Annotated in this window: 14 protein-coding genes; 8 read left to right on the top strand and 6 right to left on the bottom strand. The window is 71.1% G+C overall.

Annotated features, from left to right (window positions below; genetic code table 11):
- Positions 1-61: 61 nt before the first annotated feature.
- Positions 62-373 (bottom strand): cold-shock protein, encoded by a 312-nt coding sequence (locus ACSP50_RS22800; RefSeq protein ID WP_014691634.1) that lies wholly within the window; start codon positions 371-373, stop codon positions 62-64.
- Positions 374-646: 273 nt separating this feature from the next.
- On the opposite strand from ACSP50_RS22800, the gene ACSP50_RS22790 reads away from it, so the two are divergent.
- Positions 647-1,588 carry an inositol-3-phosphate synthase gene (locus tag ACSP50_RS22790; protein WP_014691633.1) on the top strand — a complete coding sequence of 314 codons (942 nt, stop codon included), beginning with the start codon at positions 647-649 and terminating at the stop codon, positions 1,586-1,588.
- Here ACSP50_RS22790 and ACSP50_RS22785 read toward each other — a convergent pair.
- Positions 1,585-2,277, bottom strand: coding sequence for a TetR/AcrR family transcriptional regulator (locus ACSP50_RS22785; RefSeq protein WP_014691632.1), 693 nt, complete (start codon positions 2,275-2,277; stop codon positions 1,585-1,587). The two genes, ACSP50_RS22790 and ACSP50_RS22785, sit on opposite strands and share 4 nt — an antisense overlap.
- 114 nt (positions 2,278-2,391) lie before the next feature.
- Here ACSP50_RS22785 and ACSP50_RS22780 point away from each other — a divergent pair, with 114 nt between their 5' ends.
- The 4 genes from ACSP50_RS22780 to ACSP50_RS22765 all read left to right on the top strand — a co-directional run bounded on the left by ACSP50_RS22780 (position 2,392) and on the right by ACSP50_RS22765 (position 5,892).
- Positions 2,392-3,639: a saccharopine dehydrogenase family protein gene (locus tag ACSP50_RS22780; protein ID WP_014691631.1), complete on the top strand. Its 1,248-nt coding sequence runs from the start codon at positions 2,392-2,394 to the stop codon at positions 3,637-3,639.
- A gap of 45 nt (positions 3,640-3,684) precedes the next feature.
- The gene (locus ACSP50_RS22775; RefSeq protein WP_014691630.1) at positions 3,685-4,851 is read left to right on the top strand and encodes a class I SAM-dependent methyltransferase; all 1,167 of its coding nucleotides are present in this window, start codon (positions 3,685-3,687) and stop codon (positions 4,849-4,851) included.
- A 120-nt stretch (positions 4,852-4,971) separates the two neighbouring features.
- A complete protein-coding gene (locus tag ACSP50_RS22770; RefSeq protein WP_014691629.1) occupies positions 4,972-5,643 on the top strand; it encodes a methyltransferase in 672 nt (223 codons plus the stop codon).
- Positions 5,644-5,688: 45 nt separating this feature from the next.
- Positions 5,689-5,892 (top strand): cold-shock protein, encoded by a 204-nt coding sequence (locus tag ACSP50_RS22765; RefSeq protein WP_014691628.1) that lies wholly within the window; start codon positions 5,689-5,691, stop codon positions 5,890-5,892.
- A 50-nt stretch (positions 5,893-5,942) separates the two neighbouring features.
- Here ACSP50_RS22765 and ACSP50_RS22760 read toward each other — a convergent pair whose 3' ends face one another.
- From ACSP50_RS22760 to ACSP50_RS22750, 3 genes are all read right to left on the bottom strand, one after another.
- Positions 5,943-7,292 (bottom strand): FAD-dependent oxidoreductase, encoded by a 1,350-nt coding sequence (locus ACSP50_RS22760; protein WP_014691627.1) that lies wholly within the window; start codon positions 7,290-7,292, stop codon positions 5,943-5,945.
- A gap of 197 nt (positions 7,293-7,489) precedes the next feature.
- Positions 7,490-7,939: a response regulator gene (locus ACSP50_RS22755; protein ID WP_014691626.1), complete on the bottom strand. Its 450-nt coding sequence runs from the start codon at positions 7,937-7,939 to the stop codon at positions 7,490-7,492.
- 48 nt (positions 7,940-7,987) lie between these two features.
- The gene (locus tag ACSP50_RS22750; protein ID WP_014691625.1) at positions 7,988-8,635 is read right to left on the bottom strand and encodes an NUDIX domain-containing protein; all 648 of its coding nucleotides are present in this window, start codon (positions 8,633-8,635) and stop codon (positions 7,988-7,990) included.
- A 58-nt stretch (positions 8,636-8,693) separates the two neighbouring features.
- On the opposite strand from ACSP50_RS22750, the gene ACSP50_RS22745 reads away from it, so the two are divergent.
- From ACSP50_RS22745 to ACSP50_RS22735, 3 genes are all read left to right on the top strand, one after another.
- Positions 8,694-9,452, top strand: a complete 759-nt coding sequence (locus ACSP50_RS22745) for a DeoR/GlpR family DNA-binding transcription regulator (protein ID WP_014691624.1) — start codon at positions 8,694-8,696, stop codon at positions 9,450-9,452.
- Positions 9,453-9,684: 232 nt separating this feature from the next.
- Complete coding sequence (locus tag ACSP50_RS22740; protein WP_099343846.1) at positions 9,685-10,644, top strand: LacI family DNA-binding transcriptional regulator; 960 nt, start codon at positions 9,685-9,687, stop codon at positions 10,642-10,644.
- A gap of 71 nt (positions 10,645-10,715) precedes the next feature.
- Entirely contained in the window at positions 10,716-11,849 is a 1,134-nt protein-coding gene (locus ACSP50_RS22735; protein WP_014691622.1) for a hypothetical protein, read from the top strand.
- A gap of 53 nt (positions 11,850-11,902) precedes the next feature.
- Here ACSP50_RS22735 and ACSP50_RS22730 read toward each other — a convergent pair whose 3' ends face one another.
- On the bottom strand, positions 11,903-13,357 hold the full coding sequence (locus ACSP50_RS22730; RefSeq protein ID WP_099343845.1) for a dolichyl-phosphate-mannose--protein mannosyltransferase: 1,455 nt from the start codon (positions 13,355-13,357) through the stop codon (positions 11,903-11,905).
- Positions 13,358-13,370: the final 13 nt, after the last annotated feature.

Here is a 13,370-nt window from a genome sequence, read left to right as displayed (position 1 = left end):
CCCGGATGACCGGGCGACCCGGAGCGGGTGATCATCGTGCGTGATCGGCGGCGCACCGCGGTCAGCGCGGGTCGGCGGGCGGGTCGAAAGTCAGGGTCAGCCGGCTGCTGTAGGCGGCCGACCCGCCCGGGGCCGGCTCGGCGTCGGCCGGCTCGGCGCCGTCGAGCCAGACCTTCACCGCGCGGAACGCGAAGCCGTCCTGATCGGCCGCCTCGGCCCGGAAGCGGACCTGCCGGCCGGGCACCAGCACGCGCTCGCCGTCCATGGCGAGGGCGGAGAAATGTACCCAGCACCCGCCCGGCACATCCGGACCGTCGATGACCCCCCAGCCTTCGTCCGCGTCGAAACCGCGCACCGAACCCACACTTGTCATGAGGCCACTGTCCCACCGGCGCCGCACCGGGGTGACCGGTTCGGTGCCGGGCCGACCACCCTGTCGTGGGCTGCCGCCCGGCGCCGGGCTTCCCGGGCACGGGTCTCCCGCCGATCGGATCTCCGGCCGATCGCGTCTTCTCGCCGATCGCGGCGAAGAGCTCAGCCGCGGGTCACCGGGCGGGGATCGCCGCCGCCGGGTCGCCGTCGGCCACCTCGGCGTCGGCCGGCGCCGCAATCGACGGTCATTGACGGCTCTGGCTAGGCTGCGAGCGTGATCGAGCGGGTGCGGGTTGCGGTGGTCGGGGTGGGGAACAACACCTCGGCGCTGGTGCAGGGGATCAACTTCTATCGGGCGACCGGGAGCCTGACCGGTCTCTGCCGCCCGCACATCGAGGGGCTCGGTGTCGGGGATGTCGAGGTGGTCGCCGCCTTCGCGATGTCCGACGCCAAGGTGGGCGCCGACCTGCACGACGCGATCTTCGCGCCGCCGAACAACTTCCCGCGGATCGGTGGGGAGCTGCCGCCGTCCGGGGTGACCGTCCAGCGGGGGCTCACCGGTGCGGACGGGATCGAGCGGATCGCCGAGGCGGTGCGGGGCGCCGAGGTGGTGCTCTATTCGGCGCCGAGTGGCCGGGCGGGGGTGGCCCTCGCGTACGCCGAGGCCGCGCTGGCCGCGAAAGCGGCGTTCGTCAACACGACCGCGGATCCGGTGGCCCGCCACCCGGAGCTGCTGCACCGGTTCAGCGCGGCCGGTGTGCCGCTGATCGGGGACGACCTGGCCAGCCAGTTCGGCACCTCGGTGCTGCACCACGCGCTGCTGCGGCTGCTGGACGAGCGCGGGTTGACGTTGGACAGCTCCTATCAGGTGAATCTGGGCGGCACCGAGGACTTCCGCAACCTGGTGGACAACCCGGAGAGCAAGCTGCGGTCGAAGACGAACGGCATCGGCACCGGCCGGGTGGCGATCGCGCCCCTGGGATACCTGCCGCACCTGGGGGCGGAGAAGGTCGCCCACCTCAACATCGAGGCGCGGGGGTGGGCGGGGACTTCGGTGAGTGTCGACGTACGGCTGAAGGTCAATGATCCGAGCGGCGCCGCCGGTGTCAACATCGACCTGGTGCGGCTGGCGGCCCTGGTCTCGCGGCGGGGCCGCGGGGGTTTCCCGGCGGAGGCGGCCGGGCTGCTGAAGTCGCCGCCCGGGACGGCCGTCTAGAGGCGGGCTTCGACGGCGTCCAGCAGCAGGTCCAACGCGGACGGATAGGCGCTGGTCACCATCTCGGTGGCCAGTAGCGGACCGGCCTCGGCCAGGTGCGGGTGGCTGGCCGCGGGCACGTGACCGTAGGTGGAGCGCCACACCTCGTCCTCGGCGCGCAATGCGGCGTTGGGCAGGGCCAGCGACGCGGCGTCGAGGGCGGCGAAAGCCAGCGTCTGGTCGATGAAGACGTGATAGGCCCGGACCGCTTCGGGCACCGGGAGGCCGGCGGTCCGCAACACGCCGAGCACCGCCTCGTCGGCGGCGAGCTCGTTGGCCCGGCCGGTGACCCGGCTGGTGGTCAGCACGGCGGCCTGCGGGTGGGCGACATAGGCGGCGTGGATGCGCAGGCCGAGCCGGCGCAGGTCGGGGCGCCACTGTCCGGTGGGACGCCAGCCCTCCAGGGCCTGCCCGATGAGGGTGTCGCCGATCGCCAGGGTGAGGTCGTCCATGCCGCGGAAATACCGGTACAGCGTGCTGGGGTCGCAGTCCAGGGCCAGGCCCAGCCGGCGGGCGCTCAGGGCGGCGCTGCCGTGCTCTCTGAGCAGGCGTAACGCCGTATCGATGATCAGTTGTTCGGACAGAACGCGACCACTGCGGGTGGGCCGCCGGCGACGCCGCCGATCCTCGCTGACCACCGCTTTCGGCATCACTCACCCCGGATCTCTTATGCCAACACGGTTGACCTTACGGCACGGGAACACGTTTGATCTGTCCCAGGGGCCCCTGAACCTCATTCGTGAAAGGCAAGGAAGGAGCAGGTCATGCGTGTCCTGCTGGTGGGAGCAGGCGGCGTCGGCACGGCGATCACCCGGATCGCGGCGCGGCGCACGTTCTTCGACGAGATGGTGGTCGCCGACTACGACCTGGGCCGCGCGGAGGCCGCGGTCGGTTCGGTGGGTGACCCGCGGTTCCGGGCGGCGCGGGTGGACGCGTCCGACCGGGCGGCCGTCGTCGAGCTGCTCGACCGGACCGGTTGTGACGTCCTGCTCAACGCCACCGACCCGCGGTTCGTGCTGTCGCTGTTCGAGGCGGCGCAGGACGCCGGCATCACCTATCTGGACATGGCGATGTCGCTGTCCCGGCCGCACCCGGAAGCGCCGTACTCCAAGACCGGTGTCAAGCTCGGCGACGCGCAGTTCGCCGAGCACCCGACGTGGGCCAGCAAGGGTGCGCTGGCCCTGGTCGGGATGGGTGTCGAGCCGGGACTGTCGGACGTGTTCGCCCGGTATGCGGCCGACGAGCTGTTCGACGAGATCGATGAGATCGGCGTCCGTGACGGGGGCAACCTGACCGTCGACGGCTACGATTTCGCGCCCTCGTTCAACATCTGGACGACCATCGAGGAGTGCCTCAACCCGCCGGTGGTGTGGGAGGCCGGCCGCGGCTGGTTCACCACGCCCCCGTTCAGCGAGCCGGAGGTGTTCGACTTCCCCGAGGGGATCGGCCCGGTGCAGTGCGTCAACGTGGAGCACGAGGAGGTGCTGCTGATCCCGCGCTGGGTCGGCGCCCGCCGGGTGACCTTCAAGTACGGCCTGGGCGAGGACTTCATCCGGACCCTGCGCACGCTGCACCAGATCGGGCTGGACTCCACCGACGGCGTGATCGTGCCCGGCCCGAACGGCCCGGTCACCGTCTCCCCGCGCGACGTGGTGGCGGCCAGTCTGCCCGACCCGGCCACGCTGGGCGACCGGATGCGCGGCAAGACCTGCGCCGGCACCTGGGTGCGCGGGGTCAAGGACGGCGAGCCGCGCGAGGTCTACCTGTACCACGTGGTCGACAACGAGTGGTCGATGGCCGAGTACGGCAGTCAGGCCGTGGTCTGGCAGACCGCGATCAACCCGGTGGTGGCCTGCGAGCTGCTGGCCACCGGCGCGTGGACCGGCGCCGGCGTGCTCGGGCCGGAGGCGTTCCCGCCTCGCCCGTTCCTCGACCTGCTCACCGAGTACGGCTCCCCGTGGGGTCTGCGTGAGCAGGCGGTGTCCGCACCGGTGGGCGCCACGGTCCACTAGAGATCGACGGGTGTGCGGCGCGGCGTTTGGTGGGAGGATCACCCCATGAGGCGGCGTTCCCTCGCCGACGTCTTCAGCCGGCGTTACGACGAGTTCTTCCGTGACCGCACCCCGATTCCCTTCGAGATCCTGACCCGCGACGGCGCCACCCTCGCCTACGGCGCCGGCGGGTCCACTCCGGCCGAGTTCCGCATCGTGGTCCGTGACGACACGGGCCACGATGCGCTGGCCTCCCTGGACCAGTTGCAGGTCGCTCTGGCCTACCTGCGCGGAGACATCGACATCGAGGGCGACCTCGCGGCGGCGCTGACCATGCGCCGGTTCTTCTCCGACATCCATCCGGTCGCCTTCGTGGGCCGGTGGGCCCCCTCGCTGTGGCACGGCAAGGCCGGCCACGACCGGCGGGCCATCTCGCAGCACTACGACGAGGAGTCGGACTTCTTCCTCACCTTCCTCGACGAACGGCACCGCTGTTACACGCAGGGCGTCTTCCACGGCGACGACGAGCCCTTGGAGGACGCGGTCACCCGCAAGCTGGACATCGCCCTCGACGACATCGGGGTGAAACCGGGCGACCGGGTCCTCGAGGTCGGCGGCGGGTGGGGCGCGTTCTCCGAGCACGCCGCCCGTCGCGGCATCGACGTCACCACGGTCACCCTGGCCGTGGAGTCCGAGCGGTTCCTCAAGGACCTCTTCGAGCGGGAACGTCTTCCGGTCACCGTCGTCCGGGAGCACATTCTGCAGTTCCGATCCGATCAGCGGTACGACGCGATCGTGAACATGGGTGTCACCGAGCACCTGCCCGACTACGGCGCCACCCTGAAGACGTACGCCCGGCTGCTGAAACCCGGTGGCCGGGTCTACCTGGACGCGTTGGCGATGCGCCGCAAGCACACCGCCTCCACCTTCTTCAAGCAGTACGTCTATCCGGGCCGGTCCGCCCCGCTGCTGTTGCACCAGTATCTGCAGCAGGTGGCCCGGTCCCCGTTCGACCTGCTCAGCGTGCAGGACGATCGGCACAACTACTATCTGACCTGCCGGGAGTGGGCGAAACGCCTGGACGCCCGGCGGGAGGAGATCGTCGCCCGCTGGGGTGAGGAGCTCTACCGCCGGTTCCGGATCTTCCTGTGGGGCTCGGCGTCCGGGTTCGACACCCGGCTGGTGCAGGCCTACCGGTGGACGCTGCAGTACAACCCGTCGGCGACCGCCTGACCACTTTCGGGCGACGGTGGCTCGCGTCACCCTGAGCGAGCCACCGCGCCGATCCGTCCGGTCGCGTAGTGTCGGACGAGCCGTTGTCGCGTTCACGGCCCTCGACGATCGGAGAGCGCCGTGCCCGGAGCCACTGGACTGCCGCTCGCCCCCTTCCTGGCGTCCCGCGCCGACAACTACGACGGGTTGCGCCTGGTCCGCCCGTCCTTCGTGCCGGAGCTGGTGCTGCACCTGGCCGACGACGCGATCGTGCTGGAGGCCCGGCTCGAGGCGCAGGCCGGTACGTCGTACCACCCGTTCTGGACCAACGCCTGGGCCGGCGGTCAGGCGCTGGCCCGCTACGTCCTGGACCATCCGCGCCTGGTCGCCGGCCGGCGGGTGCTCGACGTCGCCTGCGGCGGCGGCGTCGCGGCGATCGCCGCGGCCAAGGCCGGCGCGGCGAGCGTGACCGGCAACGACATCGACCCGTACGCGTGTGCCGCGGCCGCGATGAACGCCGACGCGAACCGGGTGCGGCTGGCCACGGTCGAGGGTGATCTGCTCGGCGGGGACGCCGGTGACGCCGAGGTCGTGCTGGTCGGGGACGCCTTCTACGACAGCGCCCTGGCCGACCGGATGGGCGCCTTCCTGCGCCGGGCGGCCGATCGCGGCGCGGAGATCCTGGTCGGCGATCCCGGCCGGGGGCACGTGCCGGCGTGGCTGCGGGAGCTGACCACGTACCGGATCAGTGGGCTGGGCGCCGCGCAGGACGCCGCGATCACCGAGGTTTCGGTGCTCGGCGTGTTACGGTGACGCTGCGCCCACCGGGCGTATTATTTTTGCGGCAAGGAGATTCCGATGGCCACCGGCACCGTCAAATGGTTCAACAGCGACAAGGGCTTCGGCTTCATCACCCAGGATGACGGCGGCCCGGACGTGTTCGCGCACTTCTCCGCGATCGCCACCTCCGGCTTCCGCAGCCTGGAGGAGAACCAGCGGGTGGAGTTCCAGGTCACCCAGGGCACCAAGGGACTGCAGGCGGAGAACATCCGCCCGCTCTGACCCCTGCTCAGTGGGTGGCCGGCCGCACCATGTCCGGCCGGCCCCCGCTCTCAGGAGTTGTTGCAGATCCCGGTCATCTCGTCGCGCGCGACGACCTTGATCCGCTTGCGGCCGTGCGGCTCGCCCAGCGCGATCTCATGCGCGTCCAGCCTCTGCCAGCCGGCCCACGTGGTGTACGGCAGCCCGCGCTGCTCCAGGTAGGCGACGACCTCGGCCGGATCGTGCTGCGGCGCCGCCGGCAGCGAGTCGAGGTCCGCCAGGAGGCTGGCCACGGTCTCGCCGGCGTCACCCTTGGTGTGGCCGATCAGGCCGACCGGGCCGCGCTTGATCCAGCCGGTCACGTACATGCCCGGGATGTGGTCGCCGTCGAGGTCCAGCACCCGGCCGGCGGCGTGCGGGATGGTGCCGGTCTTGGTGTCGAACGGCAGGTCCGGCAGCGCGCTGCTGAGGTAGCCGACCGCCCGGTACACCGCCTGGACGTTCCAGTCGGTGAACTCGCCGGTGCCGCGGACCCAGCCGTCGCCGGTCAGCTCCTGCGTCTCGGTGCGCAGGCCGACCACCCTGCCGTCCTCGCCGAGCACCTCGACCGGGGCCTGCAGGAAGTACAGGTGCAGGCGGCGCGGCCGGTCCCGCGGGTCGCGGACCGCCCAGTTCTGCAGGATGTCGACGCACATCTTGACGTGCCGGGTCTGGCGCATCGCCTCGAGGCTGCCCTCGTCGAACTCGATGCCCTCCGGGTGGACGATCACCTCGACGTTCGGCGAGTGGTCGAGCTCGCGCAGCTCCTGCGGGGTGAACTTGACCTGGGCCGGGCCGCGCCGGGAGAACAGGTGCACGTCGGTGACCGGGCTGCGCTCGAGCGCCTGGTACACGTTGTCCGGGATCTCGGTGACCAGCAGTTCGTCGGCGGTCTTGGCGAGGATCCGGGCCACGTCGATGGCGACGTTGCCGGCGCCGATCACCGCGACCTCCCTGGCCTCCAGCGGCCAGTCGCGCGGTACGTCCGGGTGGCCGTTGTACCAGCTCGCGAAGTCCGCGGCACCGTAGCTGCCCTGCAGGTCGATGCCCGGGATGTCGAGTGACCGGTCCTTCTCCGCGCCGGTCGCGATGATCGTCGCGTCGTAGAAGCGGTTGAGTTCCTCGGGCTTGACGTCGATGCCGTACGCCACGTTGCCGATGAACCGGATGCGCGGGTTGTCCATGATCCGGAACAGCGCGGTGATGATCTCCTTGATCCGCGGGTGGTCCGGCGCGACGCCGTAGCGGATCAGCCCGTACGGCGTGGGCAGCTTGTCGAGGATGTCGACGGTGACGTCCGGGTTGGCTTTGATGAGGTGGTCGGCGGCGTAGATGCCGGCCGGGCCGGCTCCGATGACGGCAACCCTCAGGGGGCGGTCCATGGTCGCGTTCCCTCGCTCACTCGTAGCAACGAATCCCGCCCCAGCCAAGATCGACCTCCGGGCGAACAGGAACTCTAAAACTTCAACCTAGGTTGAGATCAAGTTTCGGGTTCCTGGCCCGGAGGTGACCTGACGGATGTTTTCGCAGCTCAGAGCGGCGGTTAGGGGAACCTAACCAAGACGCGGAGTGAGGTGTTTCACGATTCCTTGTCCCCCGGAAGGACCGCGGTCTCGCCGTAGAACTTCCTGATCTTGCGAACCGCGGCCTCGAAACCGTCGAGATCCATCGGCTTGGTGACGAACGCGTTCGCGTGCCGGGCATAGCTCGCGGTGATGTCCGGCAGTGCGTTCGACGTGGTCAGCACCACCACCGGGATGCTCTTGAGCGCCTCGTCGTTCTTCACCTCGGCGAGCACCTCGTGCCCGCCCATCCGCGGCATGTTGAGATCCAGCAGGATCAGGTCGGGGCGGCGGGCGTCCGCATAGGGCCCCTGGCGGCGCAGGTAGTCGATCGCCTCGCTGCCGTCGGAGACCCGGTGCACGGCCGGGGCCGGCTCCACGTCGAGCAGCGCCTCCTCGATCATCAGGGTGTCGGCGTCATCGTCATCGACGATCAGGACATCCAGGACGCGCTCGGTGTTTGCCATGCGGCAAATACTATGGGACCCCGCACCGTGTCGGTCGATCACGGTAGCCTATCGTTTCCGCAGCGCGAACCACTGCAACAGCAAGATCGTCTTCGCGTCGGCGATCTCGCCGGTCCCGATCATCTCCAGCGCCTGTCCGAGGGCGAGCTCCACCGCCGCGATGTCCTCCCCGTCGTCGGCCAGCCCGCCACCCGGCCCCACCCGGGACGCCGCGGTGTACGGCGCGGCGAAACAGTGCAGCCGCTCGGTCACCGACCCCGGGCTCGTCCACACCGCGAACACCCGCTCCAGCTCACCGATCGCCACTCCCAGCTCCTCGGCCGCCTCCCGCCGGATCGCCGCCGCCGGATCGTCCCCGTCGAGCAGCCCGGCCGCGGTCTCCAGGAACATCCCGTCCGGGTGGCCGCTCACGTACACCGGATAGCGGAACTGCCGGGTCAGCAGCACCGTCTCCCGCTCGTCGTCGTAGAGCAGCACGGTCGCGCCGTCCCCGCGGTCGTACGTCTCCCGCTGCTCCCGGCTCCACGTGCCATCCGAGCGACGGTAGTCGTAGGTGGTGCGACGCAGCACGTGCCAGGCGGTCGCCAACACCTCCACGTCCCGCACCACCACGTCGGGGTTGCCGGTCAGGTCGCGCCCGATCCGGTCGAGGCCGGTGCGGCCGCGGGCGTCCGGGATGTCGATGCCGGGTCTCATGGACGGTAAGCTACCCGGCGAAACGCGCAACAGTCGACAAGAATGAGGAGAAACACGGATGCTGGCGGCGGAGCGACGCGACGTCCTGCTGCACCGGCTGCGGACCGACGGCAAGGTGGTGGCCAAGGAGGTCGCGGCCGCCCTCGGCGTCCCCGAGGACACGATCCGGCGCGACCTGCGGGAGCTGGCCGCGGCCGGTCTCTGCCAGCGGGTGTACGGGGGAGCCCTGCCCGTGTCGCCCGCCCTGGCCGACTACGCGACCCGCACCACCCTGGCCACCTTGAGCAAACAGCGGGTGGCGGCCGCCGCGGCCGCGCTGATCCGACCCGGTTCCACGATCCTGCTCGACGGCGGCACGACGGCGCTGGCGGTGACCGCGGCCCTGCCCGCCGACCTGCGCGCGACGATCGTGACCCACAGCCCGACCGTGGCGGCCGCCCTGGTCGCGCACCCGGCGGTCGACGTCCACGTGCTGGGCGGGCGGCTGTTCAAGCACTCCGCGGTGACCTGCGGCGCGGCCACCGTGGCGGCGGCACTCGCGGTGACCGCCGACATCTTCCTCCTCGGCGTCACCGGGGTCCACGAGGCGGCCGGGCTGACCACCGGCGACCCGGACGAGGCGGCACTGAAACGGATCCTGGCGTCGCGGGCCGCCGAGACGTACGTGCTGGCCAGCTCGGAGAAGATCGGTGCCGCCTCGCCGTTCACGGTGCTGCCCACGTCGGCGGTCGGCGGCATCATCACCGACGCCGCGGCGTCCCACCCCACCCTGCAGGCCCTCCGGGCCGCCGAGGTGGCCATCCTCGCCGCACCGTGAGGCGATCCTCCCCACGCGACGTCCGAGGCGCCATCGGAATGGCCTCGACGCCGATCCGTCCCCCGACTGTGGGACCTCTTGCCGCCGACTCGAAAATGCCGTTCACGGGGCCCGTGAAGCTGTTTCCGGCCGGGGGGGTGGACGGTCGGCGTGCCGGGACGCGGCGCGGTGCGGGCGGGAGGTGGTGACCGGTCCGGGGAACAGGCCGACGCTATGCTGGCGCGGGCCGATGATGGGGGCGGGATTGGCGCGGACGACGGTGCAGGATGTGGCGCGCGCGGCCGGGGTCTCCGTGTCGACGGTGTCGCGGGCGCTGAGCGGTGGGACGGTCAGCGCGGAAACGCGGGAGAACGTCATCGAGGTGGCGGCGCGGCTCGACTACCGGGTGAATCGGGCCGCCCGGGGGCTGATCACCGGTCGTACCGGCAATATCGGGTTGATCGTCCCCGACCTTCGGAACCCGTTCTTCGCGGATGTGGCCAAAGGGGTCAGTGCGCGGGCCCGGGCCGCCGACTGCGGAGTGTTCATCACCGACACCGACGAGGACCCGGTGGCCGAGCTGGAGGCGATCGCGACGCTCGGGCGCAACACCGACGGCCTGCTGCTCTGCTCGCCGCGGGCGGCCGACGCGGATGTTCTCGCCGGCGCCGACCCGGCGACGACCGTGGTGCTGCACCGGCGGATCGCCGGGATGAACGCGGTGGTCGCGGACATCGGCGACGGCATCCGGCAGGCGCTGGTGCACCTGCAGGCTCTGGGACATCGGCACATCGCGTACGCGGAGGGACCCGCCGGTTCCTGGGCCGCCCGCGAAAGGGTTGCCGCGCTCAGCGGAGCGAAGTCCCTCGGCCGGGTGGCGCCCACCTTCGAGGGCGGTCTGCTCGCCGCGGACCTGCTGCTCGCCACCACCGCCACCGCGGTGATCGCCTACAACGACCTGGTCGCGCTCGGTGTCCTGCACCGGCTCGCGGCTCGCGGGGTGAGCGTTCCCGGGCAGCTCAGCGTGGTCGGCTTCGACGACGTGAGCCTGGCCACGATGAGCCACCCGCCACTGACCAGTGTGGCCGTGCCGAAGGACCGGGCCGGCGCGATCGGTCTCGATCTGCTGCTCGGGCGCAGCGGGGTCGGCGGCGACGTGGTCCTGCCGACCAGCCTGGTGGTGCGGGCCTCGTCCGGCGTCGTTCCCACTTGATCTCCACTTGCCGTTAGCATGCCCGGGTGCGACGTAGACGGGGTCTTCTGGCCGGGGCGCTGAGCCTGCTCATGGTGGGTGCGTGCTCATCACACCCGGACCCGGCGCCGCCCGCCTTCGTGGCCGCGCCGGGCGCCTCCGGCTCCGCGCTGCCCGAGTCGGCGCCGGTGTTGGTGGCGCCGTCGGCGGCGGTGTCGCCGTCCCCGTCCACCGCGGTCAAGGGATCGACGCTGCCGAAACCCGGGAATCCCGCCGGCCGGGCCGCCGTTCCGGCAGCGGCCAAGGCGGTCGACACGAGCCGGCCGGACCGTACGATCGGCTCGGGCACCCCGGCGAGCTGCACCTCCGCCGCGGTCGTCGCCGCCGTCGCGGCCGGCGGGATCGTCACCTTCAACTGCGGTCCGGCGCCGGTCACCATCACCATGACCGCCACCGCCAAGGTGAAGAACGCGCACACCGCCCTGGTGCTCGACGGCGGCGACAAGGTCACCCTCAGCGGCGGCGGCAAGCGGCGGATCCTCTACATGAACACGTGCGACCGGGCGCAGGGCTGGACCACCTCGCACTGCCAGGATCAGGACACGCCGCGCCTGACCGTGCAGAACATGGCGTTCACCGGCGGGAACAGCACCGGGGACCGGACCGAGGGCGGCGGCGGGGGAGCGATCTTCGTCCGCGGCGGGCACCTGAAGGTGGTCAACTCGCGGTTCACCGGCAACAGGTGCGACCGGACCGGGCCCGACCTGGGCGGCGCCGCGATCCGGGTGCTCGACCAGGGCGGTGACACCCCGGTGTACGTGGTGGGCAGCACGTTCACCGGCGGCGTCTGCTCCAACGGGTCGGCGCTGAGCAGCATCGGCGTCTCCTGGACCGTGCTGAACAGCTGGTTCTCCGGCAACGCGGCGGTCGGCAAGGGCGCCAACCCGGCCCGCTCCGGCACCCCGGGCGGCGGCAGCGGCGGCGCCATCTACAACGACGGCGACCGGATGACGCTGACCATCGACGGCACCGTCATCGAGAACAACCGGGCCGCCGAGGGCGGTGGCGCCGTCTTCTTCGTCAGCAACGACCGCACCGGCACGGTGGTCATCCGCAACTCCCGGTTGCACGGCAACCCGAGCGCCGGCTTCGAGACCACCGGCCTGCCCGGCATCTTCTACCTCGGCTCCGGCAACCCGAAGATCTCCGGCTCGAAGCTGTCCTGACCGGCTACCGCCGGCTCGACTTCTGGTTGTCGGCCGCCCGGCACGCGCCCGGGTCAGATCCAGCGGTTGCCGAGCCACATGCGGTCGGACCAGCTGTCGTACGGGATGGGCTGGTCGGTGAAGATCGGCCAGAAGTAGGCGAAGCAGACCGCGACCAGCACCACGTACGCCGCGGCCAGCGCGATTCCTGCGGCCCGCTGCGCCGCGACGATGGCGCCGAGGACGTAGACGACCGCGAGGATCAGGAACGGCAGGGCGGGCATCACGTAGAACGAGAACATCGTGCGGTGGTCGGTGGCGGCGAACCAGAACCACGGCAGGAGGCCGGCCGCGGTGACGGCCAGGATGGCGTACGCCCGCCAGTCGCGCCGGGCGACGGCCAGCCAGATCAGGGCGATCAGGGCCGGTAGGAACGACCACCAGAGCAGCGGGGTGCCCAGCAGCAGGATCTCGCGGGCGCAGCTGGGGGCGCCGCAGCCGGCCGGGGTGGTCCAGTCGAAGGCGACCGGGCGGCCCAGCAGCAGCCACTGCCACGGCCAGGACTGGTACGGGTGCGGGGTGGTCAGGTTGCTGTGGAAGCCGTACGCCTCCGAGTGGTAGTGCCACAGGTTGAGCAGGGCGCCGAGGAACGGCGGCTCGCCCATGCCGTTGGCGGCCCGCCAGTGCCGGTAGAAGCCGTCGTCGGTGACCAGCCAGCCGGTCCAGCTGGCCAGGTAGGTGCCGAACGCCAGCGCGAAGCTGAACACCCCCCAGCCGAGATCGCCGGCGATGCCGCGGCGGATCGGGCTGGTGCGGCCGGCGGAACGGCGGGCCTGGACCCGCCAGACGACGATCAGCAGCGCGAACGCCGGCAGGAAGAACAGGGCGCTCCACTTGACGGCGCAGGCCAGGCCGTACAGGACGCCGGTGGCCAGCAGCCACCACGGCGTGTACCGGAACGAGCCGGTCTCCAGCGCGCGCAGCTGGGCGCGGCGGTAGTGGTCCCGGTCGATCACCATGGCGCCGAACGTGGCCAGGATGAACAGGCCGAGGAAGATGTCGAGCAGCGACGTGCGGGACAGCACCAGCTGGAAGCCGTCCAGGGTCATCAGCAGCCCGGCGGCGCCGGCCAGCACCATCGAGTGGAACATCCGGTAGGCGATCCGGATCAGCAGCAGGACCATCAGGGTGCCGGCCAGCGCGGTCGGCAGCCGCCAGCCGAGCTCGGTGTTGCCGAGCACCTTCTCGCCCGCGGCGATCAGCCATTTGCCCAGGGGCGGATGAACGACGTACCCCGCGCTGTCGCTCTTCTCGTCCCATTCGACACCGTGGGTGAGCATGTCCCAGGCGTCGGTCGGATAGTAGATCTCGTCGAAGACGAGCTTGCGCGGCTGGGTGATCCCGGTCAGGCGCAGAATCCCGGCGACCACCGTGATCACCCCGGTGACCAGCCAGGAGTACGGGTCGATCCGGGTGTCCAGGGTGGACAGCCGCCGCCGGACGATATCGGGCACCATCGCCGTGATCATCCGGCGATCTTAG

The sequence above is a fragment of the Actinoplanes sp. SE50/110 genome (genome assembly GCF_900119315.1).
Lineage (GTDB): Bacteria > Actinomycetota > Actinomycetes > Mycobacteriales > Micromonosporaceae > Actinoplanes.
Note: the sequence above shows the minus strand (reverse complement) of the source record. Positions and strands in the feature narration are given on the sequence as shown.

Excerpts from the sequence above, each read along its gene's own strand:
- ACSP50_RS22755 (WP_014691626.1), bottom strand. The coding sequence starts at position 7,939 with ATGGCAAACACCGAGCGCGTCCTGGATGTCCTGATCGTCGATGACGAT.
- ACSP50_RS22780 (WP_014691631.1), top strand. The coding sequence starts at position 2,392 with ATGCGTGTCCTGCTGGTGGGAGCAGGCGGCGTCGGCACGGCGATCACC.
- ACSP50_RS22730 (WP_099343845.1), bottom strand. The coding sequence starts at position 13,357 with ATGATCACGGCGATGGTGCCCGATATCGTCCGGCGGCGGCTGTCCACC.
- ACSP50_RS22765 (WP_014691628.1), top strand. The coding sequence starts at position 5,689 with ATGGCCACCGGCACCGTCAAATGGTTCAACAGCGACAAGGGCTTCGGC.
- ACSP50_RS22760 (WP_014691627.1), bottom strand. The coding sequence starts at position 7,292 with ATGGACCGCCCCCTGAGGGTTGCCGTCATCGGAGCCGGCCCGGCCGGC.
- ACSP50_RS22745 (WP_014691624.1), top strand. The coding sequence starts at position 8,694 with ATGCTGGCGGCGGAGCGACGCGACGTCCTGCTGCACCGGCTGCGGACC.
- ACSP50_RS22740 (WP_099343846.1), top strand. The coding sequence starts at position 9,685 with ATGGGGGCGGGATTGGCGCGGACGACGGTGCAGGATGTGGCGCGCGCG.
- ACSP50_RS22750 (WP_014691625.1), bottom strand. The coding sequence starts at position 8,635 with ATGAGACCCGGCATCGACATCCCGGACGCCCGCGGCCGCACCGGCCTC.
- ACSP50_RS22800 (WP_014691634.1), bottom strand. The coding sequence starts at position 373 with ATGACAAGTGTGGGTTCGGTGCGCGGTTTCGACGCGGACGAAGGCTGG.
- ACSP50_RS22735 (WP_014691622.1), top strand. The coding sequence starts at position 10,716 with ATGGTGGGTGCGTGCTCATCACACCCGGACCCGGCGCCGCCCGCCTTC.
- ACSP50_RS22785 (WP_014691632.1), bottom strand. The coding sequence starts at position 2,277 with ATGCCGAAAGCGGTGGTCAGCGAGGATCGGCGGCGTCGCCGGCGGCCC.
- ACSP50_RS22775 (WP_014691630.1), top strand. The coding sequence starts at position 3,685 with ATGAGGCGGCGTTCCCTCGCCGACGTCTTCAGCCGGCGTTACGACGAG.